The organism is Actinacidiphila sp. bgisy160 (assembly GCF_965342435.1).
Lineage (GTDB): Bacteria > Actinomycetota > Actinomycetes > Streptomycetales > Streptomycetaceae > Actinacidiphila.
Map to the genome: position 1 here is coordinate 32,738 of NZ_CBDRCM010000021.1, position 24,272 is coordinate 57,009.

Annotated in this window: 19 protein-coding genes and 3 pseudogenes; 16 read left to right on the top strand and 6 right to left on the bottom strand. The window is 71.4% G+C overall.

The features are described from left to right. Positions 1 to 169: 169 nt before the first annotated feature. From kdpF to ACRWNP_RS18435, 7 genes and pseudogenes are all read left to right on the top strand, one after another. Entirely contained in the window at positions 170 to 259 is a 90-nt protein-coding gene (kdpF, locus tag ACRWNP_RS18405; protein WP_431962611.1) for a K(+)-transporting ATPase subunit F, read from the top strand. Positions 260 to 268: 9 nt separating this feature from the next. After that, positions 269 to 577: a hypothetical protein gene (locus ACRWNP_RS18410; RefSeq protein WP_431962613.1), complete on the top strand. Its 309-nt coding sequence runs from the start codon at positions 269 to 271 to the stop codon at positions 575 to 577. Further along, positions 571 to 1,050, top strand: a pseudogene (locus tag ACRWNP_RS18415) (potassium-transporting ATPase subunit KdpA); the annotation flags it as partial. The gene ACRWNP_RS18410 and the pseudogene ACRWNP_RS18415, both read left to right, overlap by 7 nt. A gap of 288 nt (positions 1,051 to 1,338) precedes the next feature. Further along, a pseudogene (locus ACRWNP_RS18420) lies at positions 1,339 to 3,880 on the top strand (DUF4118 domain-containing protein). A gap of 58 nt (positions 3,881 to 3,938) precedes the next feature. Then, the gene (locus ACRWNP_RS18425) at positions 3,939 to 4,622 is read left to right on the top strand and encodes a response regulator (RefSeq protein WP_431962615.1); all 684 of its coding nucleotides are present in this window, start codon (positions 3,939 to 3,941) and stop codon (positions 4,620 to 4,622) included. 39 nt (positions 4,623 to 4,661) lie between these two features. Beyond that, positions 4,662 to 5,060, top strand: coding sequence for an OB-fold nucleic acid binding domain-containing protein (locus tag ACRWNP_RS18430; protein ID WP_431962617.1), 399 nt, complete (start codon positions 4,662 to 4,664; stop codon positions 5,058 to 5,060). 3 nt (positions 5,061 to 5,063) lie between these two features. Beyond that, positions 5,064 to 5,822 (top strand): DUF3159 domain-containing protein, encoded by a 759-nt coding sequence (locus ACRWNP_RS18435; RefSeq protein ID WP_431962619.1) that lies wholly within the window; start codon positions 5,064 to 5,066, stop codon positions 5,820 to 5,822. A 90-nt stretch (positions 5,823 to 5,912) separates the two neighbouring features. On the opposite strand, the gene ACRWNP_RS18440 is transcribed toward ACRWNP_RS18435, so the two are convergent. Beyond that, entirely contained in the window at positions 5,913 to 6,590 is a 678-nt protein-coding gene (locus ACRWNP_RS18440) for a potassium channel family protein (RefSeq protein ID WP_431962621.1), read from the bottom strand. Continuing rightward, positions 6,587 to 7,255, bottom strand: a complete 669-nt coding sequence (locus ACRWNP_RS18445) for a potassium channel family protein (RefSeq protein ID WP_431962623.1) — start codon at positions 7,253 to 7,255, stop codon at positions 6,587 to 6,589. The genes ACRWNP_RS18440 and ACRWNP_RS18445 overlap by 4 nt, the downstream gene beginning before the upstream one ends. Before the next feature lie 138 nt (positions 7,256 to 7,393). Between ACRWNP_RS18445 and ACRWNP_RS18450 the strand changes: the two genes are divergently transcribed. The 3 genes from ACRWNP_RS18450 (at position 7,394) to ACRWNP_RS18460 (ending at position 13,236) form a co-directional block, all read left to right on the top strand. After that, on the top strand, positions 7,394 to 9,445 hold the full coding sequence (locus tag ACRWNP_RS18450) for an APC family permease (protein ID WP_431962625.1): 2,052 nt from the start codon (positions 7,394 to 7,396) through the stop codon (positions 9,443 to 9,445). Positions 9,446 to 9,522: 77 nt separating this feature from the next. Continuing rightward, positions 9,523 to 10,875 carry a class I SAM-dependent RNA methyltransferase gene (locus ACRWNP_RS18455; RefSeq protein WP_431962627.1) on the top strand — a complete coding sequence of 451 codons (1,353 nt, stop codon included), beginning with the start codon at positions 9,523 to 9,525 and terminating at the stop codon, positions 10,873 to 10,875. A 777-nt stretch (positions 10,876 to 11,652) separates the two neighbouring features. Beyond that, complete coding sequence (locus ACRWNP_RS18460) at positions 11,653 to 13,236, top strand: hypothetical protein (protein ID WP_431962629.1); 1,584 nt, start codon at positions 11,653 to 11,655, stop codon at positions 13,234 to 13,236. A 118-nt stretch (positions 13,237 to 13,354) separates the two neighbouring features. On the opposite strand, the pseudogene ACRWNP_RS18465 reads toward ACRWNP_RS18460, so the two are convergent. Beyond that, positions 13,355 to 14,022: pseudogene (locus ACRWNP_RS18465) on the bottom strand (nucleotidyl transferase AbiEii/AbiGii toxin family protein). A 5-nt stretch (positions 14,023 to 14,027) separates the two neighbouring features. Next, entirely contained in the window at positions 14,028 to 14,420 is a 393-nt protein-coding gene (locus ACRWNP_RS18470; RefSeq protein WP_431947561.1) for a hypothetical protein, read from the bottom strand. A gap of 825 nt (positions 14,421 to 15,245) precedes the next feature. Here ACRWNP_RS18470 and ACRWNP_RS18475 point away from each other — a divergent pair. The 4 genes from ACRWNP_RS18475 (at position 15,246) to ACRWNP_RS18490 (ending at position 20,834) form a co-directional block, all read left to right on the top strand. Further along, positions 15,246 to 15,869, top strand: a complete 624-nt coding sequence (locus tag ACRWNP_RS18475) for a TetR/AcrR family transcriptional regulator (RefSeq protein ID WP_431962631.1) — start codon at positions 15,246 to 15,248, stop codon at positions 15,867 to 15,869. A 568-nt stretch (positions 15,870 to 16,437) separates the two neighbouring features. After that, positions 16,438 to 17,643 carry an acyl-CoA dehydrogenase family protein gene (locus ACRWNP_RS18480; RefSeq protein WP_431962729.1) on the top strand — a complete coding sequence of 402 codons (1,206 nt, stop codon included), beginning with the start codon at positions 16,438 to 16,440 and terminating at the stop codon, positions 17,641 to 17,643. An 871-nt stretch (positions 17,644 to 18,514) separates the two neighbouring features. Next, complete coding sequence (locus ACRWNP_RS18485) at positions 18,515 to 19,132, top strand: TetR/AcrR family transcriptional regulator (RefSeq protein ID WP_431962633.1); 618 nt, start codon at positions 18,515 to 18,517, stop codon at positions 19,130 to 19,132. A gap of 28 nt (positions 19,133 to 19,160) precedes the next feature. Further along, positions 19,161 to 20,834: an acyl-CoA dehydrogenase family protein gene (locus ACRWNP_RS18490; RefSeq protein WP_431962635.1), complete on the top strand. Its 1,674-nt coding sequence runs from the start codon at positions 19,161 to 19,163 to the stop codon at positions 20,832 to 20,834. Between the two features lie 48 nt (positions 20,835 to 20,882). On the opposite strand, the gene ACRWNP_RS18495 is transcribed toward ACRWNP_RS18490, so the two are convergent. Further along, positions 20,883 to 21,122: a hypothetical protein gene (locus tag ACRWNP_RS18495; RefSeq protein ID WP_431962637.1), complete on the bottom strand. Its 240-nt coding sequence runs from the start codon at positions 21,120 to 21,122 to the stop codon at positions 20,883 to 20,885. Between the two features lie 290 nt (positions 21,123 to 21,412). On the opposite strand from ACRWNP_RS18495, the gene ACRWNP_RS18500 reads away from it, so the two are divergent. Further along, positions 21,413 to 22,426: an alcohol dehydrogenase gene (locus ACRWNP_RS18500; RefSeq protein WP_431962639.1), complete on the top strand. Its 1,014-nt coding sequence runs from the start codon at positions 21,413 to 21,415 to the stop codon at positions 22,424 to 22,426. Positions 22,427 to 22,631: 205 nt separating this feature from the next. Next, positions 22,632 to 23,627 (top strand): extracellular catalytic domain type 1 short-chain-length polyhydroxyalkanoate depolymerase, encoded by a 996-nt coding sequence (locus ACRWNP_RS18505; RefSeq protein WP_431962641.1) that lies wholly within the window; start codon positions 22,632 to 22,634, stop codon positions 23,625 to 23,627. A 37-nt stretch (positions 23,628 to 23,664) separates the two neighbouring features. Here the strand turns inward: ACRWNP_RS18505 and ACRWNP_RS18510 are convergent, their stop codons facing one another. Then, the gene (locus ACRWNP_RS18510) at positions 23,665 to 24,207 is read right to left on the bottom strand and encodes a DUF1697 domain-containing protein (RefSeq protein WP_431962643.1); all 543 of its coding nucleotides are present in this window, start codon (positions 24,205 to 24,207) and stop codon (positions 23,665 to 23,667) included. Between the last annotated feature and the right edge of the window lie 65 nt (positions 24,208 to 24,272).

Here is a 24,272-nt window from a genome sequence, read left to right on the forward strand (position 1 = left end):
CGTACGGAAGCCGTCAACGGTGTCCGCGAGCGGCGGGAACGGAGGTTCCCTGGCCTGGTCAACGTCCGATCCAGAGCTAGGAGCACACGATGGCCGACCTGGCCTTCGTGGTCACCACGATCACGGTCTTCGCACTGGTGGCCCTCATCGCCAAGCAGGTGGCGAAGCTGTGAGCGCCGAGAACATCGCCGGCCTCGTCGTCGCCGTCGCCCTGCTGGCCTATCTGGTTCTGGTATTCGTCCGGCCCGAGAGATTCTGAGGCCCGGACATGAGCCCCATTACCGCTGACGTGCTCCAGGTCACCGCCCTCGTCGTGGCGCTGGCGCTGGCGTACCGCCCCCTCGGCGACCACATGGCCGCCGTCTACAGCTCCGACCGGCACCTGCGGGTCGAGCGGCTGGTCTACCGCTGCCTCGGCGCCGACCCGGACGCCGAGCCCGGGAAGATGGCCGGCAACCTCAGGCAGGGCTACGCGATCCTCGCCGCCATGGGCCTGATCTGGGTCGGCTTCGTGACGCTGATGACCTGGGCCGAGTTCGCGCACCCCGGCTCGGCGGACCACATCGCGGGGGCCTGATGGTCGGCCGCACCCCGGAGTACCTGGGCAAGAAGATCGGCACCCGCGAGATCAAGCTCGCCGCCCTCTACATCCTGGTCACCCCGGCCGTGGTCCTGGTCTTCACCGCCCTGGCGATGGCCCTGCCGAACCCGCCGCACTCCATGCTCAACAGCGGGCCGCACGGCTTCTCCGAGGTCCTGTACGCCTACACCTCCGTCGGCAACAACAACGGCTCCGCCTTCGCGGGCCTGAACGCCAACACGCAGTGGTACAACAGCACGCTCGGCCTCGCGATGGTCCTCGGCCGCTTCGTGCCGATGGTCTTCGTCCTGGCCCTGGCCGGCTCGCTCGCCAGGCAGAAGGCCGTGCCCGCGACGGCGGGCACCCTGCGCACCGAGAAACCGCTCTTCGCGAGCCTGCTCGTCGGCGCGATCCTGATCATCACGGGCCTGACCTACTTCCCGGCGCTCGCGCTCGGCCCGCTGGCGGAGGCGGCGCCGACGGTCGCGCTGCCCCTGGACGGGTCGGCGCCGCCGAGCACGAGAGGAACTTCCTCGACGAGAGCCGGCGGCTCGTGCGCCTGCCGGACGTCACCTGAGGCATCGATGACGACCCCGTCCTGCCCGGGCCCTCGACACGTACCGAGGGGAGGGCGTCAAGGGCGCGTCAACGTGTTCCCAGCAGGGGCATCACATCCGATTTGTCCGCTGCTGGGACCATAGGATGCTTACTGTCGGACGCGCCCTGAAGGGGCACGTCACGAGGTGGAACGTGGAGCCATGGCACGCGGGACTTTGCGGATATACCTGGGGGCGGCCCCAGGAGTGGGCAAGACCTACGCCATGCTCTCCGAGGCCCACCGGCGCCTGGAGCGCGGCACCGATGTGGTCGTCGCCTTCGTCGAGCACCACGACCGCGCCCGTACCGAGGTCATGCTGACCGGCCTGGAGGTCGTGCGGCGGAAGGAGATCGGCTACCGGGACACCGTCTTCACCGAGATGGACGTCGACGCGGTGCTCGCACGCCGGCCCGAGGTCGCCCTCGTCGACGAGATGGCCCACGCCAACATCCCCGGCAGCCGCAACGACAAGCGCTGGCAGGACATCGAGGAACTGCTCCAGGCCGGCATCAACGTCATATCGACGGTGAACATCCAGCACCTGGAGTCGCTCGGCGACGTCGTCGAGTCGATCACCGGCGTGCGCCAGCGCGAGACCGTGCCCGACGAGGTGGTCCGCCGCGCCGACCAGATCGAGCTGGTCGACATGTCGCCGCAGGCGCTGCGCCGCCGCATGGCGCACGGCAACATCTACGCCTCCGACAAGGTCGACGCGGCCCTGTCCAACTACTTCCGGCCCGGCAACCTCACCGCGCTGCGCGAGCTGGCCCTGCTGTGGGTGGCCGACCGGGTCGACGAATACCTGCGGCAGTACCGCACCGACCACCGGATCTCCGCCACCTGGCAGGCCCGCGAGCGCATCGTGGTGGGCCTCACCGGCGGGCCCGAGGGGCGGACCCTGATACGGCGCGCCGCCCGGATGGCCGCCAAGGGAGCGGGCGGTGAGATCCTCGCCGTCCACATCGCGCGCAGCGACGGCCTGACGGCCGGCTCGCCCAAGGAACTCGCCGTCCAGCGCACCCTCGTCGAGGACCTCGGCGGTTCCTTCCACCACGTGGTGGGCGAGGACGTCCCCGGCGCCCTGCTGGACTTCGCCCGCGGCGTCAACGCCACCCAGGTCGTGCTCGGCACCAGCCGCCGGCCCGCGTGGCAGTACGTCTTCGGGCCCGGCGTGGGCGCGACCGTGGCCCGTGAGTCCGGGCCCGACCTCGACGTGCACATCGTCACCCACGAGCACGCCGCCAAAGGCCGGGGAATGCCCGTGGCGCGCGGCGCTCAGCTCGGCCGCTCCCGGGTGATCGCCGGCTGGCTGACCGGGGTGCTCGGCCCCGCGCTGCTCTGCCTGTTCCTCACCCAGTTGCACCCCGCCCTGGGCATCGCCACCGACATGCTGCTGTTCATGACCCTGACGGTCGCGGCCGCCCTCATCGGCGGCCTCTACCCGGCACTGGTCTCGGCGGTCGGCGGCTCCCTGCTGCTGAACTACTTCTTCGCGCCGCCCCTGCACACCTTCACCATCGCCCAGCCCGAGAACCTGATCGCCATCGTGATCTTCGTGGTGGTCGGCGTCGCGGTGGCCTCCGTGGTGGACCTGGCGGCACGCCGCACCCACCAGGCCGCCAGACTCCAGTCCGAGGCCGAGATCCTGTCGTACCTGGCCGGCAGCGTGCTGCGCGGCGAGCACTCCCTGGACGCCCTGCTGGAGCGGGTCCGGGAGACCTTCGGCATGGAGGCTGTGTCGCTGCTGGAGCGGGCCGGCGAGCACGACGCCTGGACCTGCGCCGCCGGCGTCGGCAACCGGCAGTGCCTGCGCCCCGAGGACGCGGACGTGGAGGTGCCGGTCAGCGACAACCTCTCCCTCGCCCTCGTCGGCCGGGTGCTGCCCGCCTCCGACCGGCGGGTGCTCTCCGCCTTCGCGGCCCAGGCCGTCGGAGCCCTGGACCGGCAGCGGCTGGAGGACGAGGCCGCCAGGGCCCACAAGCTCGCCGAGGGCAACCGTATCCGCACAGCCCTGCTCGCCGCTGTCTCCCACGACCTGCGCACCCCCCTGGCGGCCATCAAGGCGGCCGTCAGCTCGCTGCGCTCCGGCGACGTCGCCTGGTCCGAGGAGGACGAGGCCGAGCTTCTGGAAGGCATCGAGGAGGGCGCGGACCGGCTCGACAACCTGGTCGGCAACCTCCTCGACATGTCGCGCCTGCAGACCGGCACCGTCACCCCCCTGATCCGCGAGGTGGACCTCGACGAGGTCGTCCCCAAGGCCCTGCGCGGCGTCCCCGACGGCAGCGTCGTCCTCGACGTCCCCGAGACCCTCCCGATGGTCTCCGTCGACCCCGGCCTCCTCGAGCGCAGCGTCGCCAACATCGTGGAGAACGCGGTCAAGTACAGCCCCTCCGGCACGCAGGTGCTGGTCGCCGCCAGCGCCCTGGGCGACCACGTCGACCTGCGCATCGTCGACCGCGGGCCCGGTGTTCCCGACGCCGCGAAGGAACGGATCTTCGAGCCGTTCCAGCGGTACGGCGACGCCCCTCGGCAACGGCGTGGGCCTCGGCCTCGCGGTGGCCCGCGGCTTCGCCGACTCCATGGGCGCCACTCTGCAGCCCGAGGACACCCCGGGAGGCGGCCTGACGATGGTGCTCACCCTCCCGGCCGCGCCCGGCAGCATCCCCGCCGCCCCGGACCTCCCGGCCGAGGCGACGACCTGACGGTGCCCGCACCGCATCCCCGCTCCACCCCCCTCACCATGAAGGAAAGGCAGGTTCCATGAACCGGGTGCTCGTGGTCGACGACGAGCCGCAGATCGTGCGCGCTCTCGTGATCAACCTGCGGGCCCGCAAGTACGAGGTCGACTCCGCCCACGACGGCGCCACCGCGCTGCGGCTGGCCGCCGCCCGCCACCCCGACGTCATCGTGCTCGACCTCGGCCTGCCAGACATGGACGGCGTCGAGGTGATCCGGGGGCTGCGCGGCTGGACCCGGGTGCCGATCATCGTGCTCTCCGCCCGCCAGGCCTCCGACGAGAAGGTCGAGGCCCTCGACGCGGGCGCCGACGACTACGTCACCAAGCCCTTCGGCATGGACGAGTTGCTCGCCCGGCTGCGCGCCGCCTTCCGCCGCGCGACGCCCGGCGGCCCCGAGGACGGTGCCGCGACCGTGGAGACCGAGTCCTTCACCGTCGACCTCGCCGCCAAGAAGGTCAACCGCGACGGAGTCGACGTCCGGCTCACGCCCACCGAGTGGCACCTGCTGGAGGTGCTGGTCCGCAACACCGGCCGCCTGGTCAGCCAGAAACAGCTGCTCCAGGAGGTCTGGGGCCCGTCCTACGGCACCGAGAGCAACTACCTGCGGGTCTACACGGCGCAGTTGCGGCGCAAGCTCGAGGCCGACCCGGCGCATCCGCGGCACTTCATCACCGAGCCAGGCATGGGCTACCGCTTCGAGAAGTGATCAGTGATCCGTTCACCCCGGCCCGGTACCCTTCCAGGTATGAGTGGTACCACCCGTTCGGACCGGCCGGCCGGCCGCTTCCGCAGGATGCTCGACCGACTGTCCAGCTCCCAGGAGGAGCTGCACTCCGACGAGCTGCGGCAGGACACCGCGGACGTCGGGTGCACCCGGATCAGCGACTGCTCCGATCGCGACATAGTCACCGTGACCGGTACACTACGCGCTGTCACTCTGCGCCCGCGGGCCGGTGTGCCCGCCCTGGAGGCCGAGCTGTTCGACGGCTCCGCACCGCTGGACGTGGTGTGGCTGGGCCGGCGCAGCATCGTCGGCATCGAGCCGGGCCGCAGGATCATCGCGTCGGGGCGGATCTCCATGAACCGCGGCCGTCCGGTGCTGTTCAATCCCAAGTACGAGTTGCGTCCGGTCGGACAGGAGTAGCCGGTGGCGTCGATCGACAAGCGGACCGGGGCACAGCCCACGACCAGGACCGAACAGGGTCCGGAGCACGACGCGGCGGCCTCGAAGGCCGCCGCCGACCACGCGCTCCTGGAGGCCTTCGGCGGCGTCTGGGGCATGATCGACACGACGGTGCCCGGACTCGTCTTCGTCCTGATCTACACGATCAACCGGGACATCCACACCGCCGCCATCGCCGCGCTGGGCCTGACCCTGGTGCTGGCGCTGGCCCGCCTGGTGCGCCGGCAGACCCTCAAGCACGCGTTCAGCGGTGTCTTCGGCGTGGCCTTTGGCGCGGTGTTCGCGATGATGTCGGGCGACGCGAAGAACTTCTACCTGCCCGGCATGCTCTACACCCTCGGGCTCGCCGTCGCGTACGTCGCCTCCGCGCTCGCGAAGTACCCGCTGATCGGACTGCTGCTCGGTCCGATCCTCAAGGAGAACCTGTCCTGGCGGACGCGCAACCCGGGCCGGCTCGTCGCTTACACCAAGGCCACCTGGGCCTGGGGCATCATCCTGCTCGTCAAGTCGGCGATCCTCTTCCCGCTCTACATCTGGGGGAACGCCACCCAGCTCGGCTGGGTCAAGGTCGCCCTCGGAATCCCGCCGTTCCTGCTCTGCGTCTACCTGACCTGGATCTTCCTGGCCAAGGCCCCGCCGCCGATCGACGTGATCGCGGAGATGGAGGAGGCCGAGCGCGCCGAGCAGGCCGAGCGGGCCGCCAAGGAGGCCGCCGGCAACTGACCCGGCGCCCCCGCGCCGGCAGCGAACGCACGAGGGGCGGTCGGAACCGACGGGTTCCGGCCGCCCCTCGTCTACGCGCGGTCGTACGTCCTACGCCCCGGCCCCGGCGCTGCGAACCGAGAGCAGGTCCTCCAGCTGCTCCTCGCGGTGCGGAGCCGCGACGAACAGCAGCTCGTCGCCCGCCTCGAGTACGTCGTCCTTGGACGGGGTGAGCACGCGGTGCCCGCGGATGATCGTGACCAGCGAGGTGTCCTCCGGCCAGGCGACCTCACCCACCCGGGTGCCCACCAGCGCGGCCTCCTCCGGCAGGGTCAACTCGACCAGGTTCGCGTCGCCCTGGCTGAAGCGCATGAGCCGGACGAGGTCGCCGACGCTCACGGCCTCCTCCACCAGGGCCGACATCAGGCGCGGGGTGGAGACGGCCACGTCCACGCCCCAAGCCTCGTTGAACAGCCACTCGTTCTTGGGGTTGTTCACCCGCGCGACGACGCGCGGGACGCCGTACTCCGTCTTGGCGAGCAGCGAGACGACCAGATTGACCTTGTCATCACCGGTGGCGGCGATCACCACGTTGCAGCGCTGCAGCGCCGCCTCGTCCAGCGACGTGATCTCGCAGGCGTCGGCCAGCAGCCACTCCGCCTGCGGGACCCGCTCCACCGAGATCGAGGTCGGGTTCTTGTCGATCAGCAGGACCTCGTGGCCGTTCTCCAACAGCTCGCCCGCGATCGAGCGGCCGACCGCCCCGGCCCCGGCAATGGCGACCCTCATCGGTGCGCCTCCTCAGGGCCGTTCGCGCACGCGGCCTCCACCTGCTCGACCTCGTCCGTGCGCATCATCACGTGCACCAGGTCGCCTTCCTGCAGGACCGTCTCCGAGGTGGGAAGCATCGCCTCGCCCAGCCGGGTGAGGAACGCCACGCGCACCCCCGTCTCCTCCTGGAGCCTGCTGATCTTGTGGCCCACCCATGCGGTGTCCGTGTGCACCTCCGCGAGCTGCACACCCCCGCTCGGGTCGCGCCACAGCGGCTCCGCGCCGGACGGCAGCAGGCGGCGGAGCATCTGGTCGGCCGTCCACCGGACGGTGGCGACGGTGGGAATGCCCAGGCGCTGGTACACCTCGGCGCGCCGCGGGTCGTAGATGCGCGCGGCGACGTTCTCGATGCCGAACATCTCACGGGCCACCCGGGCCGCGATGATGTTGGAATTGTCACCACTGCTGACGGCCGCGAACGCGCCCGCCTCCTCGATGCCGGCCTCGCGCAGCGTGTCCTGGTCGAACCCGACCCCGGTCACGCGGCGTCCGCTGAACCCGGCGCCCAGGCGGCGGAAGGCCGTCGGGTCCTGGTCGATCACGGCCACCGTATGACCTTGCTGCTCAAGGGAGTGTGCGAGAGTGGAACCCACTCGCCCACATCCCATAATCACGACGTGCACGACCGTCCTTCCGGCTGCCAACAATTCCGGCCGATCCCTCTCAGGGTCTCAGACCGCGCCCAAAGCTACACACGCGCGCAACCCCTTGATAGGTGGGCGGGGGGATCGGAAGTCTTGACGATCCTCTAACATCGCGGGGTGTCCAAACTGACCGACCTTCCGAAACGGATCCTGATCGGGCGGGCGCTCCGCAGCGACAGGCTCGGAGAGACGCTCCTCCCCAAGAGGCTGGCGCTCCCCGTCTTCGCCTCCGACCCGTTGTCGTCCGTGGCGTACGCGCCCGGAGAGGTTCTCCTCGTCCTGTCGATCGCGGGAGTGTCGGCCTACCACTTCAGCCCCTGGATCGCGGTCGCGGTCGTCGTGCTGATGTTCACCGTCGTCGCCTCGTACCGGCAGAACGTGCACGCGTACCCCTCCGGCGGCGGCGACTACGAGGTCGCGACGACCAACCTCGGCCCGCGCGCCGGGCTCACCGTGGCCAGCGCCCTGCTGGTCGACTACGTCCTCACCGTGGCCGTGTCGGTCGCCTCCGGCGTGGAGAACCTCGGCTCGGCCGTGCCGTTCTTCGTCGAGCACAAGGTGCTGGGCGCCATCGGCATGATCGTCCTGCTCATGCTGATGAACCTGCGCGGTGTGCGCGAGTCGGGCACGATCTTCGCCATCCCCACCTACGCCTTCGTCTTCGGCGTCTTCTGCATGCTGGCCTGGGGGATCTTCCGGATCGCGATCGGCGACGAGATGCACGCGCCGACCGCCGGCTACACGATCAAGGCCGAGCACACCGGACTCGCGAGTTTCGCGCTCGTCTTCCTCCTGCTGCGGGCCTTCTCCTCCGGCTGCGCCGCGCTCACCGGCGTCGAGGCGATCAGCAACGGCGTGCCCGCCTTCCGCAAGCCGAAGTCCAAGAACGCCGCGACGACCCTGGCGCTGATGGGCGTCCTGGCCGTCACCATGTTCTGCGGCATCATCGCGCTCGCCCTCAACACCAACGTGCGCATGGCCGAGAACCCGGCCGCCGACCTGCTGGTGAACGGCAGGCCGGTCGGCCCCGGCTACACCCAGGACCCGGTGATCGCCCAGGTCGCCTCCGCCGTCTTCGGCGACGGGTCGATCCCCTTCGTCCTCCTGGCCGGTGCCACTGCGCTGGTCCTGTTCCTGGCCGCCAACACCGCGTACAACGGCTTCCCGGTGCTCGGCTCGATCCTCGCCCAGGACCGCTACCTGCCGCGCCAGCTGCACACCCGCGGCGACCGTCTCGCCTTCAGCAACGGCATCGTGCTGCTCGCCGCCTTCGCCTGCGTGCTGGTCTACATCTACGGGGCCGACTCGACCCGGCTGATCCAGCTGTACATCGTCGGCGTCTTCGTCTCCTTCACCCTCAGCCAGACCGGTATGGTCCGGCACTGGAACCGGCACCTGGCCACCGAGACCGACCCCGTCGCGCGCCGCCACATGATCCGCTCCCGGGCGATCAACACCTTCGGTGCCTTCTTCACCGGGCTCGTCCTCGTCGTCGTGCTGCTCACCAAGTTCACGCACGGCGCCTGGGTCGCCGTTCTGGGCATGGTCCTCTTCTACGGCATGATGACGGCCATCCGGCGCCACTACGACCGGGTCTCCAGCGAGCTCGCGGCCGCCGAGGAGCGCAGCGAGGAGGAGGTCAAGCCCTCCCGCGTGCACTCCATCGTCCTGGTCTCCAAGGTGCACAAGCCCACCCTGCGGGCCCTGTCGTACGCCAAGCTCTTCCGGTCGGACACGCTGGAGGCGCTCAGCATCAACGTGGACCCGGCCGACACCAAGGCCCTGCAGGCCGAGTGGCAACGGCGCGGCATCGAGGTGCCGCTGAAGGTGCTGGACTCGCCGTACCGCGAGATCACCCGGCCGATCATCGACTACGTCAAGAGCCTGCGCCGCAGCAGCCCGCGCGACGTGGTGTCGATCTTCATCCCGGAGTACGTGGTCGGTCACTGGTACGAGCACCTGCTGCACAACCAGAGCGCCCTGCGGCTCAAGGGGCGGCTCCTGTTCACCCCTGGTGTCATGGTCACCTCCGTGCCCTGGCAGCTGGAGTCCTCCGAGCGCGCCAAGCAGCGGGCCCGCAAGGGCGCCGAGTGGAACGCGCCGGGCTCCGTGCGACGCGGCGAGGTGGGACCGTCCAAGCGGCACCGGGAGTCCAGCGGGCGGGCGTGAAACGGGGGCGGCGACGGGCCGTAGACTGGTGAGCTGCCGTCCTTCCCCGCCCCCTGCCTCCAGGAGCCTGTTCCGTCATGCAGCACCGTACGAAGGCCCCTGAGGCCGACGCCCTCGTCGGCGAGCGCTACGAGGTCGAGGTCGGCCCGGTCGCGCACGGCGGCCACTGCATCGCGCGGACGGTCCTGCCGGGCCATGACCGGCCGCAGGTGATCTTCGTCCGGCACGCACTGCCCGGTGAGCGCGTCGTCGCCGAGATCACCGAGGGCGGCCCGGACTCACGCTTCCTGCGCGCCGACGCCGTGGAGGTCCTTCAGGCCTCCCCGGACCGCGTCGAGGCACCCTGCCCGTTCTCCGGCCCCGGCAAGTGCGGCGGCTGCGACTGGCAGCACGCGGCACCCGGCGCGCAGCGCCGGCTCAAGGTGCAGGTGATCACCGAGCAACTGCGGCGGCTCGCCCACCTCACCCCCGAGGAGGCCGGCTGGGACGGCACCGTCGAGCCCGCCCCCGGCGACAAGGTCGCCAAGGGCGAGGTCCCGGCCTGGCGCACCCGCGTCCAGTACGCCGTCGACGCCGAGGGCCACGCGGGCCTGCGCCGGCACCGCTCGCACGAGGTGGAGCGCATCGACCGCTGCCTGATCGCCGCCCCCGGGGTCTCCGAACTGGGCGTCGAGTCCCGCGACTGGCCGGGCATCGCCTCGGTCGAGGCCATCGCCGCCACCGGCTCCTCCGACCGTCAGGTGATCGTCACCCCGCGCCCCGGCGGCCGGCTCCCCATCGTCGAGCTGGACCGCCCCGTCTCCGTCCTGCGGGTCGACGAGCAGGGCGGCGTCCACCGTGTGCACGGCCGCGGCTTCGTGCGCGAGCGCGCGATCGACCGCACCTGGCGGGTCGGTTCGGGGGGCTTCTGGCAGGTCCACCCGAAAGCCGCCGAGCTCCTGGTCGAAGCCGTCATGCAGGGCCTCATGCCACGCAAGGGCGAGACCGCCCTGGATCTCTACTGCGGTGTGGGCCTGTTCGCGGGCGCGCTGGCCGAGCGGGTCGGCGAGACCGGCGCGGTCCTCGGCATCGAGTCGGGCAAGCGCGCCGTGGAGGACGCGCGCCACAACCTGGCCGACCTCGACCGGGTCCGCATCGAGCAGGGCAAGGTCGAGTCCGTACTGCCCCGCACCGGGATCACCGAGGCCGACCTCGTCGTCCTCGACCCGCCCCGCACCGGTGCCGGCCGCGCCACCGTGGAGCACGTCGCCTCCCTCGGCCCCCGCCGCATCGCCTACGTCGCCTGCGACCCCGCCGCCCTCGCCCGCGACCTCGGCTACTTCGCGGCGGCCGGGTACGCCCCGCGGCGGATGCGCGCGTTCGACCTGTTCCCGATGACGCACCACGTGGAGTGCGTGGCTATCCTTGAGCCTGCCGTGAAGGGCGCTTGACCTGCGGCTTTGTGGCGCAGGCGGGGCGACCGACCTGTTCCTCTCCATGCAGCGGGTCGAATGGACGGACCGACCCTTGAAGGTTGCCTGACCTGCGACTTCTTGAGGCGGACGGCCGCTTCGGCGGCGCTTTCAGCGGTTCCGTCGAGGAATCTTGACGCTCGGCTGACGCTCGCTTCGGGGCTCTGGGCGTTACTGGGGCCATCGCTGGATGATCTCGGTATCTCGCACCACACCGGGCAGCTCAGTTCTCGGCGTTCGAAAGTCAGTAACCGCGCGGGGGCCACGCGCACGGTACCGAGGCACACGACACGGTCGTCCTGGTCATCGCCGAACTCGCCGCGAACGCCGTTCTCCACGGCCGCGTCCCGGGCGGTGCTTAGACCCGCCCCTTTCCCACGACGAAAGTCTGGGCGTCGTCCGAATCGAGGTGACCGACCTTCACCCCACCCGGCTGCCGCGACCGGTTCCCGATCCGGACGAGGGCGAATGCCGCAGGCTGCTCCTTGTCGATGCGCTCGCCGCCGACTGGGCGTACGCCACCGCCCCGGCCCGGCAAGACGGTCTGGGCGGAGTGCACGACGGCTCCCCGTTTCATCTGGCCGTCGGGGCCAGCAGCTCTGGCGTTCGGTTGACCGGACGGTCGGCCCCGAAGCCCCGCCCAGGGCATTACGGACCTGGGCGCGGCGGTATTACGGTTGCTCTCCGAGCGGTGCCCTGACCGCTTTCGAGGGGGAAACGGTCGTCGCACAGGGCATTGGGGTGAGGGGAGCCGCCGTGCAGGCGCTGTATGCCGTCAGTTTCGACATCCGGTCCGCCCAGGAGCAGCCGGGCCACGTCTACGAGAGCCTTCGCGGCCATCTCGCCGACTGGCTCGGCCACCACGGACGCGTATCGGCACCGTCGGCGACCGAACTCGACAGGGATGGCCGGGCGGTGCTCGCCGGCAAGATTCCCGGCCATGGTGACCGCACAGTGAGCTGGACCGTGGCGGGCGACGAACTCACCCGCGCCCTGCGCATGACCATCCACCAGCCGCTGTCTACGGGACCGGCCCAGTTTGTCACCCGGGTCACGGTCTCCCAGTCGGGGGAAGGCGGCGGGCTCAGGATCGTCATGGGCAGGGAGATCCCCGACGGCTGGATAGCGCCGGTGCAGGATCCGCCGCTCAAGCGCCCCAACCTGTTGCGGGCGGTGCTCGGCGACGAGCGACTCGAAGTGCGGGTGCTGAGCCAGCTCGCCACAGGGCGATACGAGAGGATCCGGGAGGAGAGTCACGTTGACGTACTCCTCGACGTCCTGGCGCTGCGCACGCGCCTCCCCATTCTCCTGATGCACCCAAGGGACCAGGCGGGATGGAGCGCGGCGGCCGATGCGTCGGGACAACTCGCGGGCCTGGCCCAGGTGGTGACCCTGAATTACGTGACCGCACAGGCCGTCCGCCGGGCCCACGAGCAGGTGGCCGTACCCAGCGGTGGCGCCCGGCTGGTCTGGCCCGACCTCGGCTTGGAGCACCCCGCCTACTCACGGGAGGAGGTGTCTCAGACGGCCTTCGTGGAACGGCGGCTGATGCCGTCGCTCGCCCATCTGTCTGTCATCGCCCGCGGCAGTGACACGGCGTGGGAGCGTGCGCGACAGGCGTCGTACCGCGCGGGAGCCCGCAGGGCGGCGGAGCAGTTGTCGCGTGCCCAGGCCGCCGGAGACACGACCGCCGAGCTCGAAGCGCTGCAGAAACGTGTCCGGCAGCTCGAAGAGGACGCCACATCCTGGGAGGACCTGGCACAGAGCTGCATGGAGGAACGCGACAAGGCGCGAGACGATGCCGCCACCGCTGAGGCCCTGCGTCAGGACCGGGACTACTGGAAGAACGAGTACCTAAACCTGTCGAAGGGCGGCGGGCAGGCGGCCACATTCGACGCCTGGAGCGAGATTCCTCCTCTGGGAACGGACGCCGTACCCACTTTCGAAGCCCTCGTTAAGGCATCGGAGGAGCACATCGTGTTCACGGCGAGAGCGGCGCGTGCCTGGAAGGACTCCCGCTACCCGTACCCCCAGGAGATGACCGACCGGCTGACCGCCCTCGCGCAGGCTGCGACGGACCTGTACTCCAATTCCGGCAGGATGCCCAGGCTGGCCCAGTGGTTCTACGACAACCACGGACTGAAGTTCGCGCCCAACGACGAGAAACTCAGCAAGGACAAGGACAAGCGCTACTTCATTTTCAACGGAAAGCGTTGGGACGGACTGCCGCACATCAAGGTCCGGGACGCCGTCTCGCCCAATGAGGTCGGACGCATCTACTTCGCCCTCGACTCCGAGGAGAAGCGGTTCATCGTGAACCATGTGGGACTGCACCTGTAGCTGGCCCAGGCGGGCACCTTGCATCCGTGGGCACTCATGGTGACCACCCTGGCACTGTTCGGTACGGCGGATTTTAGCGCGCAAGTCCAGCAGTCTCACCGCGTCTTATTTGGACGTATCAGCCGATGTCCGGATCATCGGCCTCTTCGAGGAGAAGGGCCGCGAGGTCGTTGGCCCACTCCATGGCCCAAGCGCGGAGCGCGGTGATCGTGGCGTCATCGAGCCCATAGGCGGCGAAGGCTTCATCGTCGGTCCACTCGGCGCCCGTGAGGTTCGCCTGCAGATCCTCGCGCTCGAAGCGGCCGCGGGCGTGGCGACGGCCGAACTCCTCGAGCTCGGCATTGGTCCAGCGGCGGGAGGCCGCGAACACGTCGATCAGGTCGCGGGGCGCTCCGCGGTCGGCGAGGGCGCGGACCTTGGTCCCGATCACATCCTCCTCCGCGAGGACGGGGCCGTACGGGCTCTGGGCGACCGGCCGCCAGAAGATCTCCTTGAGGATGTCGACTTCGCACTCCTGCCCGGTGGCGGGGTCGGACACGGTGAAGCGGGCGGACAGCGGGGCGGTTTCCAGCGCGTGCACCGTCCAACCGCGGGCTTCCAGGCCGGCGCGGAGCGTAGCGGCGATGTCGGCCATGGGCGCCGGGTTCTCGGTGGCGACGTCGAGGTCTTGGCTGGGGCGGTTCACGAGGCGATGTGCCCGCACGGCGTATCACCGGTGAGAACCAGGGGATACGGGGAACCGAGCGCGATCACGTCCGCCAGGAGCCGCGTGTGCAGCTCCGGCATGTCAGTCACGCGGCTGCCCGGGTGCGTGAGGCGAGCTGGGGGAAGGCGTCTTCCCATACGGCGCGCACGGTGCGGCCGACGAGGGTGCGCAGTACCGGCCACAGCTGGAGGAGGAGGTCCTGGTTGAGGTAGCGGGGCAGGTCGTCGTGCAGGCCCTCGTGCAGGACGGTGCGGTACAGGCCCATGCGCTGGCGCGGTTTGCCCAGGTCGTACGAGGTCATCCCGGACCAGGCCATGTGCAGTGGTAGCTCCACGACCCCCTGGGTCGGACCGTGCAACTCGTTCAGCGACTCCGGTAGACGCCGCCGGAACTTCTCCCGGTACAGCCCCAGGTCGTCGGCGTCCGCGCCAGGGAGGTCCCTCGGCGGGGGTGCGGCGTGCTGTGAGCTGGGGGGCATGAGTCCATTATGGCGGCCGGAGGAGGGGCGCGGGTCATGATGAGCGAGCCGAGTCTGGAGTGCGAGGGGCAGATCCTGCTGGGGAGCCGGTTGTGACAGCTTGGTCTGCCCCGAGGTAGGCGGGATGGGCTTTCGGCCGTGACGCTCGTTTGACGCTCTGGGCCTCCGCACGCCTCGCGATGAGTCGTGAAGGCGTATCCGACCTGGCCTTTTCCCTCACTCGCTCAGGCTGACACCTTCCCGATGACGCATCAGGTGGAGTGCGTCGCCATCCTGGAGCCGGCCGCGAAGGGCTCCTGACCTGAGCCGGTCGCGCACCTTGACCAATCCCAAGGGTCGTCGCCGATGACGAACCGGACCCTGGTCGGACGGCGTTCGCACCGGTGACGCAGGAACTCGGTCCGGAACACCTCGGCGCCGGCCTGCCCACCTCCGGTCCGACACGGCGAAACGGCCCGTCGAGGGAACAGACGGGCCGTCACGCAAGGTCATGGTCGAACGCGGTTCCGACCGGCCGCAGCGCTCGGTGGACCCGGGCGCTGCGGCTGCCCGGCGGTCGCGGGCGTCACCAACGTGCTGCTTGCGCGATCCACGTGTCAGGCGCACCGCGGCGCATCAGCCCAGGCCCGTGAACCGGAGTGCGAGCGGCGTGCGCTGGAGGCCCTGCACGAAGAACTCGGGCTCTCACTTCCCCGTTTCGCGCTGACCCGGGGCAGCCCCGCACCCACCTTGGAATTGATCATCTAGGCTGGCAGGACCCGAGGCCCCAGCGCGCCCGCGCACAGCGGTCGGGCGCGCTCATCACAACAAGCCGGAGGAGGGGCGATGGCCGACGGACAGCGGACCACGCGGAAGTACGAGCTCCGGCGCCGCGCCGACGCAATGAACGAGACGCGTCGGCGCATCACAGAGGCGGCGATCTCGCTGCACGCGAAGGTGGGACCGGCCCGCACCACCATCGCCGACATCGCGGCGCTGGCGGGGGTGCAGCGGCACACGGTCTACCGCCATTTCCCGACCGAGACCGACCTGCTGCGGGCGTGCTCCAGTGAGTACTGGCAGCGCCACCCGTGGCCGGATGTGACAGCGTGGCGAGCGATCGCGTCACCCGGTGAGCGGACCACGACGGCACTCGGCGACCTCTACTCCTTCTACGGCTCCGTTGAGCGGATGCTCGCCAACACACTCCGGGACAGCGACCAGGTCATCGAGGTCAAGGAGAGCCTCGCGACCTTCCGCGTGTACATGAACACCGTGTGCGAGGCCCTGACCGTGGACCGGACGCCCGCCGCGAACGGCCGCACCCTCCTCCTAGCGGCAGTCCGGCACGCCACGGCCTTCGGTACCTGGCGGTCGCTCGTGCGCGACAGCGGCCTGGACGTGACGGCCGCCGTGGACTTGATGTCCTCGTTCATCGACTCGGTTGCGAAGCGGTCTGCCGCCCACTGAGACAAACCGGCGTCGCCGGCCGGCCGCGGACCGCGACCCCGTCCCTCCGGCTCCGCGAGCCATCGTCGCCCGGATCATCACGCACACCCCCGGGCACCCACCGTCCCGACATCGCGGAGCGCCGTACGGGCCGGCCTCGCCGCTCCCTGCGGAGTGACCGCCACCTGCGAAGCCTCCTGGGTGGCCCGCTCGCCACCGCCCTCACCGTGAGGCTCCTCGCGAGTTCGCCCCGAGAGTCACACGCGATGCCTCGACACACCCGACGCGACTTCCGGTGCACACGGCCGTGCGCTGAAATTTGACCGGATGCTCTCACGTGCCTACGCTTTCGGAGCACGAGCACGTGCAACGAAATGGCGTGTGCGTCACGGAAGCCGGAGAACCGTTCCGCGGAAAGCAACCGGTGCGAGCTCGAACGCTTCGGCGCGGGCACCTCGCCATACGCCGCACCGCAGCGCCACCAGCACCCCGCGACGGTCCGGCCGACACGGCCGCCGCCCCGCGGCGTTCCGGTCTTGTTTCCGCGTACGTGATCCACGACTGATGGAGACGATGAGAAGTGAGCACCATGCGCGACGACGGCATGCCGGGCGGTTCTGTCGAGGACGAAGTCAGGGCCGAACTGGTATCGCGGACGGTCGCCTTGCAGCCGCTGCTGCGGAAGCATGCCGCACAAGGTGACACAGACCGTGTGGTGCCCCGGGAAGTCGTCGAGGCACTGGCGGAAGCCGGTGTGTTCCGACTGCTGACGCCCAAGCGGTACGGCGGTTACGAGACCGACCTGCGGACGCTGACCCGGGTGTCGGAGACGCTCGGGGCGGCCGATGGCTCGGCGGCGTGGGTCGCCATGATCCTCTCGGTGACCAACTGGCTGGCGTGCCTCTTCCCCGACAAGGCGCAGGAGGAGGTCTTCGGCGCCGATCCGGACGCGCGGGTGAGCGGTGTGGCAGCGCCGACGGGTATGGGCGATCAGGTGCCGGGCGGCTGGCGGGTCAGTGGCCGCTGGTCGTACAACTCCGGTGCTCCCTACGCCACATGGGCGGCGGTCGGGGTGCTGCTCAAGGATGCCGACGGTGCGGTCACTGACCAGGCACTGGTGCTGATTCCCGCCTCGCAACTCACTGTGGAGGACACCTGGCACACGGCGGGCATGAGGGGAACCGCGAGCAACACCCTGGTCGCGCACGAGGTGTTCGTGCCCGAACACCGGGTGATGTCAGTGCCGGCCGCCGCGGAAGGTGCGTACCCGCGCTCATCCCGTGACGAGGCGCTGTACGGCTCGTCGTTCGGCCCGATGCTGCTGCTGTGCCTGGTCGGACCGCTGCTCGGGCTGGCGCAAGCCGCCCTGGACACGGTCGTGGAGGCGGCCGCCTCAAAGCCCCTGTCCTTCACCGTGCACGGCCGCCAGGCGGACTCCGTGGCGTTCCAGACACAGGTCGCCGAGGCCGCGCTGAAGCTGGAGACGGCCCGGCTGCACACCTACCGCGCGGTGGCCGAGGTGGACGAGGCCGCCGCATCGGGCCCGCTGGACTATCCGGCCCGCGCCCACATCCGCGCGCGGGCAGGCTATGCGGCCCAGCAGGTTCTCGAGTCGATCAACACACTGCTGAACGCCCACGGCTCGTCCGCCTTCGCCGACGCCAGCGCCCTCCAGCGCATCTGGCGCGACGCGAACACGGCGGCACGGCACGCCGGCCTGGTCCCGGCCGTGGGGCTGGAGGTGTACGGCAAGTCCATGCTGGGAATCGCCGATCGCGTCAGCCTCATGGTCTGACCGGCGCGTCATCACCAGCTGACGCTGAGGACGAGGCGGAGGAAGCCCCCTCGGACTTCGTCATCCCAGGGGGCGAGCCGCGGGGGCTGCGGGTGTGAGGACGCCGTCGCGCGGCGCCGCGGCGAGCGCTTCCTTCCGGTCCTCCGGCCAGTGCCCCTCCGCTCCCGCGACCTCCCACCGCACGGAAGGACCCGTCATGAGCACCCTGAGTCCCGGCCGGCCCTGACACGCCGCCTCGCGCGGCAGCCGCACCACAGCCGGCAGTTCCTACCGGCCCCCCGGCCACCCGCCCGGCGCCGTGCCGGCCGTCCTCACCGGCGCCACGCCGACCGGGAGGACGTGGCCCCCGCGGGGCAGGTGGCCGCCCGTGCCGGCACCAAGTGCGGTTGCGGGCCGAACCGGGGACCGAGCACGCCGCCGAGCCGACCGGGTTCACCGTCTGCGGATGAACGCCGTGCCGTGGTCGGCGGCCGTCCCGCACTGCCGGCACGGCGGCGGGTGACACGGGCGGGCGCGGCCGGCAGCGGTGGCGGCACGTCGCGCCCTGACTCGGCACCGGCCGCTGCCGGCACCGTGAGCAGATCCCCGGCGGCACCATCAGAGCGGCGGAGGGGTCCGGCCGCAGCCCAGCCGCGGCACAACTGCTCGACCACTTCCTGCTCGAAGTCCTCGTAGTCCTGTGCCGCCGCCGGCCGCGGCGGTCTACCGGACGACCGGACGACGAGCGTCATCGACGCCTCGGCCCGCTGCGAACGAATCACCGTGAGGATCCGCCGGTCGTCGGGGCGGTCGCGCGCGTACGCCCGGCTCAGGGGCGGCGCTGTCGACCGAAGGGTGGCTTGAAGCTCTGAACGGTGCTTCACTTGTTCCCATGGCCTACCGCAAGACGCCCGCAGTGCGGGACCGCCTGGCCGCCGCCAGGGAGCACCTGGTGGTGCGGGCCACGGCCGTCGTCGCCGAGGTGGGCTGGGCGAACGCGTCCGTCACGGCGGTGGCGGCCGCGGCGGGCATGTCCGTGGGCACGGTGTACCAGCACTTCCCCTCCAAGGGCGCGCTCGCGGTCGAGGTGTTCCGACGCGCCTCGGAACGGGAGGTCGAGGTCCTCGGCGAGGTGCTGCGCGACGGCAGCGGCGATCCGGTCCAGCGGCTGACCCTCGGGGTCACGGTCTTCGCCCGCCGCGCCATGCAGAACCGCGGACTGGCCCACGCCCTGCTCGCGGCCCCCGCGGAACCGGCGGTGGGCGTGGAACGGCTCGACTTCCGGCGCCGCTACCGCGCCGTCTTCGCCGAGGTGGTCCGCGAGGGGATCGCCGCAGGACTCCTGCCCGTCCAGGACCCGGAGGTCACCGCGGCGGCGCTGACGGGGGCCATCGGCGAGGTCCTGGTGGACCCGCTGGCCACCCCCGCCGAGGGAGCGGCCGCCGACCACCTCGTCGCCGAACTGGTGGCGATGTCCCTGCGCTGCGCGGGCGCCACGCCCGCCGTCTGACTCCCACGACCACGAAGGGCCGACTGCCATGACCGCGATCGCAGACACCGCGCCGCGCAGCAACCCCACGGCGCGTACGCACGAGGTGACCAACCAGCCGCCGCCGCTGGTGGGTCACGACGTCGCCGACGACATCGTCCTGCTGGAGGGCGTGCGCCGCGAGGGGGCCGGGTGGTACCTCGACGACCTGCACCGCCTGGGCCGGCTCGCCGGATCGGAGCAGGTGCAGCGCTGGGCCGAGGAGGCCAACCGGTACGAGCCGGTGCTGCGCACCCACGACCGGTACGGCAACCGCGTCGACGAGGTGGACTTCCACCCCTCCTACCACGCGCTCATGGAGGTCGCCCTCACCGAGGGACTCGGTGGCGCCCCCTGGGCCGACGAACGGCCCGGCGCGCACGTGGCCCGTGCGGCCGGCTTCATGGTGTGGAGCACCGCAGAGGCCGGCCACGGCTGCCCGGTGTCCATGACCTACGCCGTCGTCCCGGCGCTGCGCGCGGCCCGGGACCTCGCGGCGGTGTACGAGCCCCTGCTGACCAGCCGCGCCTACGACCCGGGCCTGCGTGTTCCCGCGGCCAAGCGCGGACTCCTCGCCGGCATGGGGATGACGGAGAAGCAGGGCGGCACCGATGTGCGGGCCAACACCACCACCGCCACCGAGCAGCCGGACGGCACCTGGCGGCTGCGCGGGCACAAGTGGTTCACCAGCGCGCCCATGAACGACCTGTTCCTCGTCCTCGCGCAGGCCCCCGGGGGCCTGTCCTGCTTCCTCGTACCCAGGGTGCTGCCGGACGGCAGCCGCAACACCTTCCGCATCCAGCGGCTGAAGGACAAGCTCGGCAACCGCAGCAACGCCAGCAGCGAACCGGAGTTCGACGACACCGTCGCCTGGCCGGTCGGCCCGGAGGGCCAGGGCGTACGCACGATCATCGAGATGGTCACCATGACCCGGCTCGACTGCATCCTCGGCTCCGCCTCCGGCACCCGGGCCGCGCTCGCCCAGGCGGCCCACCACGTCCGGCACCGTTCGGTGTCCGGGGCCCGGCTCATCGACCAGCCCCTGATGCGCAACGTCATCGCCGACCTCGGTCTGGAGTCCGAGGCCGCCACCACCCTCGCCCTGCGCGTCGCCGGAGCCGTCGACCGGGCCCGGCGCGGGGACGCCCAGGAGCGGGCGTTCCTGCGGCTGGCCACGGCGGTCGGCAAGTACTGGGTGTGCAAGCGGCAGCCGGCGGCGGTCGCGGAGGCGCTGGAGTGCCTGGGCGGCAACGGTTACGACGAGGCGTCCGGCATGCCCCGGCTCTACCGCGAGGCCCCGCTCAACGGCATCTGGGAGGGTTCCGGCAACGTCAACGCCCTCGACGTCCTGCGCGCCCTGACCCGCGAGCCGGACTCCCTGGAGGCCTTCCGTGCCGAGATCGAGGCCGCCTCCGGTGCGGACGCCCGCCTCGACGCGGCATGGCGACAGGTACGTGGCGAGCTCGTGCCCTCCGAGGACGCCCCGCTGCGGGCCCGCCGTCTCGTCGAGCGCCTGGCCCTGGTGCTGCAGGGCTCCCTGCTCGTGCGGCACGCCCCGGCCGCGGTCGCGGACGCCTTCTGCGCCTCCCGGCTGGCCGGCGACCGGGGCCTGGCCTTCGGCACACTGCCCACTGGTACGGACCTGGCCGCGGTCATCGACCGCGTACCGGGGGCCACGGGGTGAACGGTTGCGGGGTCCGCGGCCGCCTGCCGAGGTCGCGGACCCACGGGGTCAGGCCGCACCGCTGATGCTCTCGGCCTCGGTCACGTACATACCGCGCGCCTGGTCACGGCCTCCGTACCAGGGGTGTGGCCGGCCGGTGTACCTGGGCGAGAGCCTTTCGATGTGCTCGACCGTGCCCCGCGTGGGCAGCTCGCGCACACGCCCGCAGACCTGGAGGCAGGGCGACGCGCCGTCCGGGTCGGAGACGGCGACGGTCACGCGCGGGTCCCGGGCGCCGCGTCTTCGCATGGCCGCGCACGCTGTCGACGAGCGCATGCCCTCCGTCCGTCGGCCCACGTCCGGGTCGGCTGCGGCGAGCCTTCCGGCATGGTCGTCGCCGGGAAGCACAGGCTCGGGCGGTGCAGGAGGCCGAGCAGGCCGGCGGGGTTTCACGCCGGCCATCGGTCGGTTGTGCGCCACCTACGCCCCGCCGTGCCGGCCCCCGCGACCGGTGCTCGACGCGAGAAATCACGTCCTCCGGGCCACGATGGGTGTACAGGGCGCCACACGCGCCACACCCCTCACACCACGGACGGGCAATGAACTCCATGCGGGTGGCCCAGGTCTCCGAACCGGGCGGACCATTCGAAATCGTCGAGCGCGAACTACCCGAGCCGGGCCCCGGACACGTGCGCATCGCCGTCGAGGCGTCCGGTGTCTGCCACAGCGACGCCGGCATGGTCCACAACGCCTTCCCCGACCTGTCCTTCCCCCTCGTCGCGGGCCACGAGGTGGCCGGGCGCATCGACGCCCTCGGCGAGGGCGTGCGGCACTGGGCGGTCGGCGACCGCGTGGAGGTCGGCTGGTTCGGCGGCCACTGCGGGCACTGCCCGCCCTGCCGGGAGGGCGACTTCATCGTCTGCCGGAACCTTCAGGTACCCGGCTGGAGGTACGACGGCGGCTACGCCACCCACATGGTCGCGCCGGTCAACGCCCTCGCCCGGATTCCCGACGGGCTCACCGCCGTCGAGGCGGCGCCGCTCGGCTGCGCCGGCGTCACCACGTACAACGCCTTCCGCAAGAGCGCCGCCCGGCCCGGCGACCTGGTCGCGGTGATCGGCATCGGCGGACTCGGACACCTGGCCGTGCAGTACGCGGCGAAGTCCGGCCTCGAGACCGTCGCCGTCGCACGCGGCGAGGACAAGCGGGCCCTGGCCATGGAACTCGGCGCCCACCACTACATCGACAGCGCCGCCACCGACACCGCCAAGGCACTGCAGGCCCTCGGCGGGGCCACCGCCGTGCTCGCCACGGCCTCCAACTCCCAGGCCATGGCGGCGGGCGCCGACGGTCTGCGGCCCTGCGGCGAACTGATCGTCATCGGCATCGACGACCAGCCGCTGCCGATCACACCGGCCCAGCTGATCCTCTCGGCGCGTTCGGTCGTCGGCCACCCCTCCGGCACCTCACGCGACATCGAGCACACGATGAACTTCAGCGCGCTCGCCGGGATCCGCCCGATGACCGAGACGGTGCCGCTGGAGGAGGCCAACGAGGCCTTCGCCCGCATGATGTCGGGCGCCGCGCGCTTCCGCATGGTCCTCGTCCCCTGAGCCGCCCGGGTGCCGCCGGCCGGGGGCAATCCGGTCGCCCCCGGCCCGCGGCCTCTGCCGCACTGCCGGGACCACGGCCCATCGACCGGGGAGTCGTGATCACGCGGGGACTGCCCCCGCGGCCGCCGGGGCACCACGCGCGGCCTCCGCGTTGTGGTGCCCCGGGCCATGTCGCGGGCGCCGTAGCGCTCCTACCGTCCGGCGCATGACCTTACTCAGAGCCGCACTTGAACGGGGCCGCCCGCGCGCCGCCCTGCTCGCCGTCCTCGTGGCGTTCCTCGCCGCGCTCGTCCCCGTCCGGCCCGCCCACGCCGCGGGAACGATCGAGGAGGTGACCGGCTTCGGCAGCAACCCGGGCGCGCTGCGGATGTACCGCTACGTCCCCGCCGGGCTGCCGCGGGGCCGGCCGGTCGTGGTCGCCCTGCACGGCTGCACCCGGAACGCCCAGGGGTACGGCGCCCAGAGCGGCTGGACCGCCCTGGCGGACCGCTGGGGCTTCTCCGTGGTGCTTCCCGGGCAGACCTCGGCCAACAACCTCAGCCAGTGCTTCAACTGGTTCCAGACCGGCGACATCGCGCGCGGCCAGGGCGAGGCCCTGGCCATCCGGCAGATGACCGCCCGTCAGATAGTCGACACCGGCGCCGATCCGTCACGGGTGTACGTCACTGGGCTCTCCGCGGGCGGGGGGATGACCGCGGTGATGATGGCGGCCTACCCCGACGTGTACGCCGCGGGCGGCGTCGTCGCAGGGCTGCCGTACGGCTGCGCGCAGGCGGCGGGCTCGCCGTACGTGTGCATGTACGTCGGCGCGACGCAGACACCCGGGCAGTGGGGCGGCCGGGTTCGCGCCGCCTTCCCCGGCTACGCGGGACCGTGGCCGCGGCTGACCGTCTTCCAGGGCACCGCCGACTACACGGTCAAGCCCGTCAACATGGACGACCTCGTACGGCAGTGGACGAATGTGCACGGCGCCGACCAGACCGCCGACGCCTCCGACACCGTCGCGGGCTTCCCGCACCGGTCGTACAAGGACGCCTCCGGCGCCGCGGTCGTCGAGACGTACAGCATCACGGGCATGGGCCACGGCCAGCCCGGCGACCCGGGCAGTGGGGCGGCCCAGTGCGGCACGGCCGCCGCCTACATGCTCGACGTCGACCTCTGCGCGGCCTACCGGCTCGGGACGGACTGGGGCCTGGGCTGAACCGGATGGGGTGACGGGGCGCGCGCCGGCCCGTCCGTCACTCCGCGGCCATCGCCGCCAGGCGGGTCACGGTGTTCCAGTTGCGGGCGGTGGCCGTCAGCCCCAGGCGCTTCTCCCACAGCGCGTGGGACAGCCGGGTCTTCTGCACTCCGTTCGGGCAGTGCACATAGATCTCGCGCTCGCCGGGGCGGAATGCGTCGGGCGCGAAGCCGGCCGGGTCGAGTCCGGCGATCAGGTCCGGCTCGACCGGCCCGGACAGGAAGGTGACCAGGAAGCGCGCGGGGTCGACGCCCGTCATGTCGAAGGGGTTGCGCTCGACGACCCCGGCGAGCCCGGCCGCCTCGCGGACGACGCACGGCACCTTGCGGCCGTCGAACGCGGCGGCGATGGCCGCTTCCAGCGCGTCCGCGAGCCTTTCCGGATCGGTCTGCCCGTGCTCGAACAGGGCGTTGCCGCTCTGCAGATGGGTGCGCACGGACGTGCCGCCGATCTCCCCCAGCAACCGCCGCAGGTCCTGCATCGGGAGCCTGGTCGTCGGCCCGACGTTGATCCCGCGCAGGAGCGCCACGTATCCGGTCACCCCGCCACATTAACCGCCGCCTCGCCGGGCGTACCCACTTTCGGAGGACCACCGGCCCGGCGGAA

What these genes read in the sequence shown, in the direction of transcription:
- ACRWNP_RS18410 (WP_431962613.1), top strand. Translation starts at nt 269, where the DNA reads ATGAGCCCCATTACCGCTGACGTGCTCCAGGTCACCGCCCTCGTCGTG.
- ACRWNP_RS18425 (WP_431962615.1), top strand. Translation starts at nt 3,939, where the DNA reads ATGAACCGGGTGCTCGTGGTCGACGACGAGCCGCAGATCGTGCGCGCT.
- ACRWNP_RS18430 (WP_431962617.1), top strand. Translation starts at nt 4,662, where the DNA reads ATGAGTGGTACCACCCGTTCGGACCGGCCGGCCGGCCGCTTCCGCAGG.
- ACRWNP_RS18440 (WP_431962621.1), bottom strand. Translation starts at nt 6,590, where the DNA reads ATGAGGGTCGCCATTGCCGGGGCCGGGGCGGTCGGCCGCTCGATCGCG.
- ACRWNP_RS18455 (WP_431962627.1), top strand. Translation starts at nt 9,523, where the DNA reads ATGCAGCACCGTACGAAGGCCCCTGAGGCCGACGCCCTCGTCGGCGAG.
- ACRWNP_RS18470 (WP_431947561.1), bottom strand. Translation starts at nt 14,420, where the DNA reads ATGCCCCCCAGCTCACAGCACGCCGCACCCCCGCCGAGGGACCTCCCT.
- ACRWNP_RS18475 (WP_431962631.1), top strand. Translation starts at nt 15,246, where the DNA reads ATGGCCGACGGACAGCGGACCACGCGGAAGTACGAGCTCCGGCGCCGC.
- ACRWNP_RS18480 (WP_431962729.1), top strand. Translation starts at nt 16,438, where the DNA reads ATGCGCGACGACGGCATGCCGGGCGGTTCTGTCGAGGACGAAGTCAGG.
- ACRWNP_RS18485 (WP_431962633.1), top strand. Translation starts at nt 18,515, where the DNA reads ATGGCCTACCGCAAGACGCCCGCAGTGCGGGACCGCCTGGCCGCCGCC.
- ACRWNP_RS18490 (WP_431962635.1), top strand. Translation starts at nt 19,161, where the DNA reads ATGACCGCGATCGCAGACACCGCGCCGCGCAGCAACCCCACGGCGCGT.
- ACRWNP_RS18495 (WP_431962637.1), bottom strand. Translation starts at nt 21,122, where the DNA reads ATGCGAAGACGCGGCGCCCGGGACCCGCGCGTGACCGTCGCCGTCTCC.
- ACRWNP_RS18500 (WP_431962639.1), top strand. Translation starts at nt 21,413, where the DNA reads ATGAACTCCATGCGGGTGGCCCAGGTCTCCGAACCGGGCGGACCATTC.
- ACRWNP_RS18505 (WP_431962641.1), top strand. Translation starts at nt 22,632, where the DNA reads ATGACCTTACTCAGAGCCGCACTTGAACGGGGCCGCCCGCGCGCCGCC.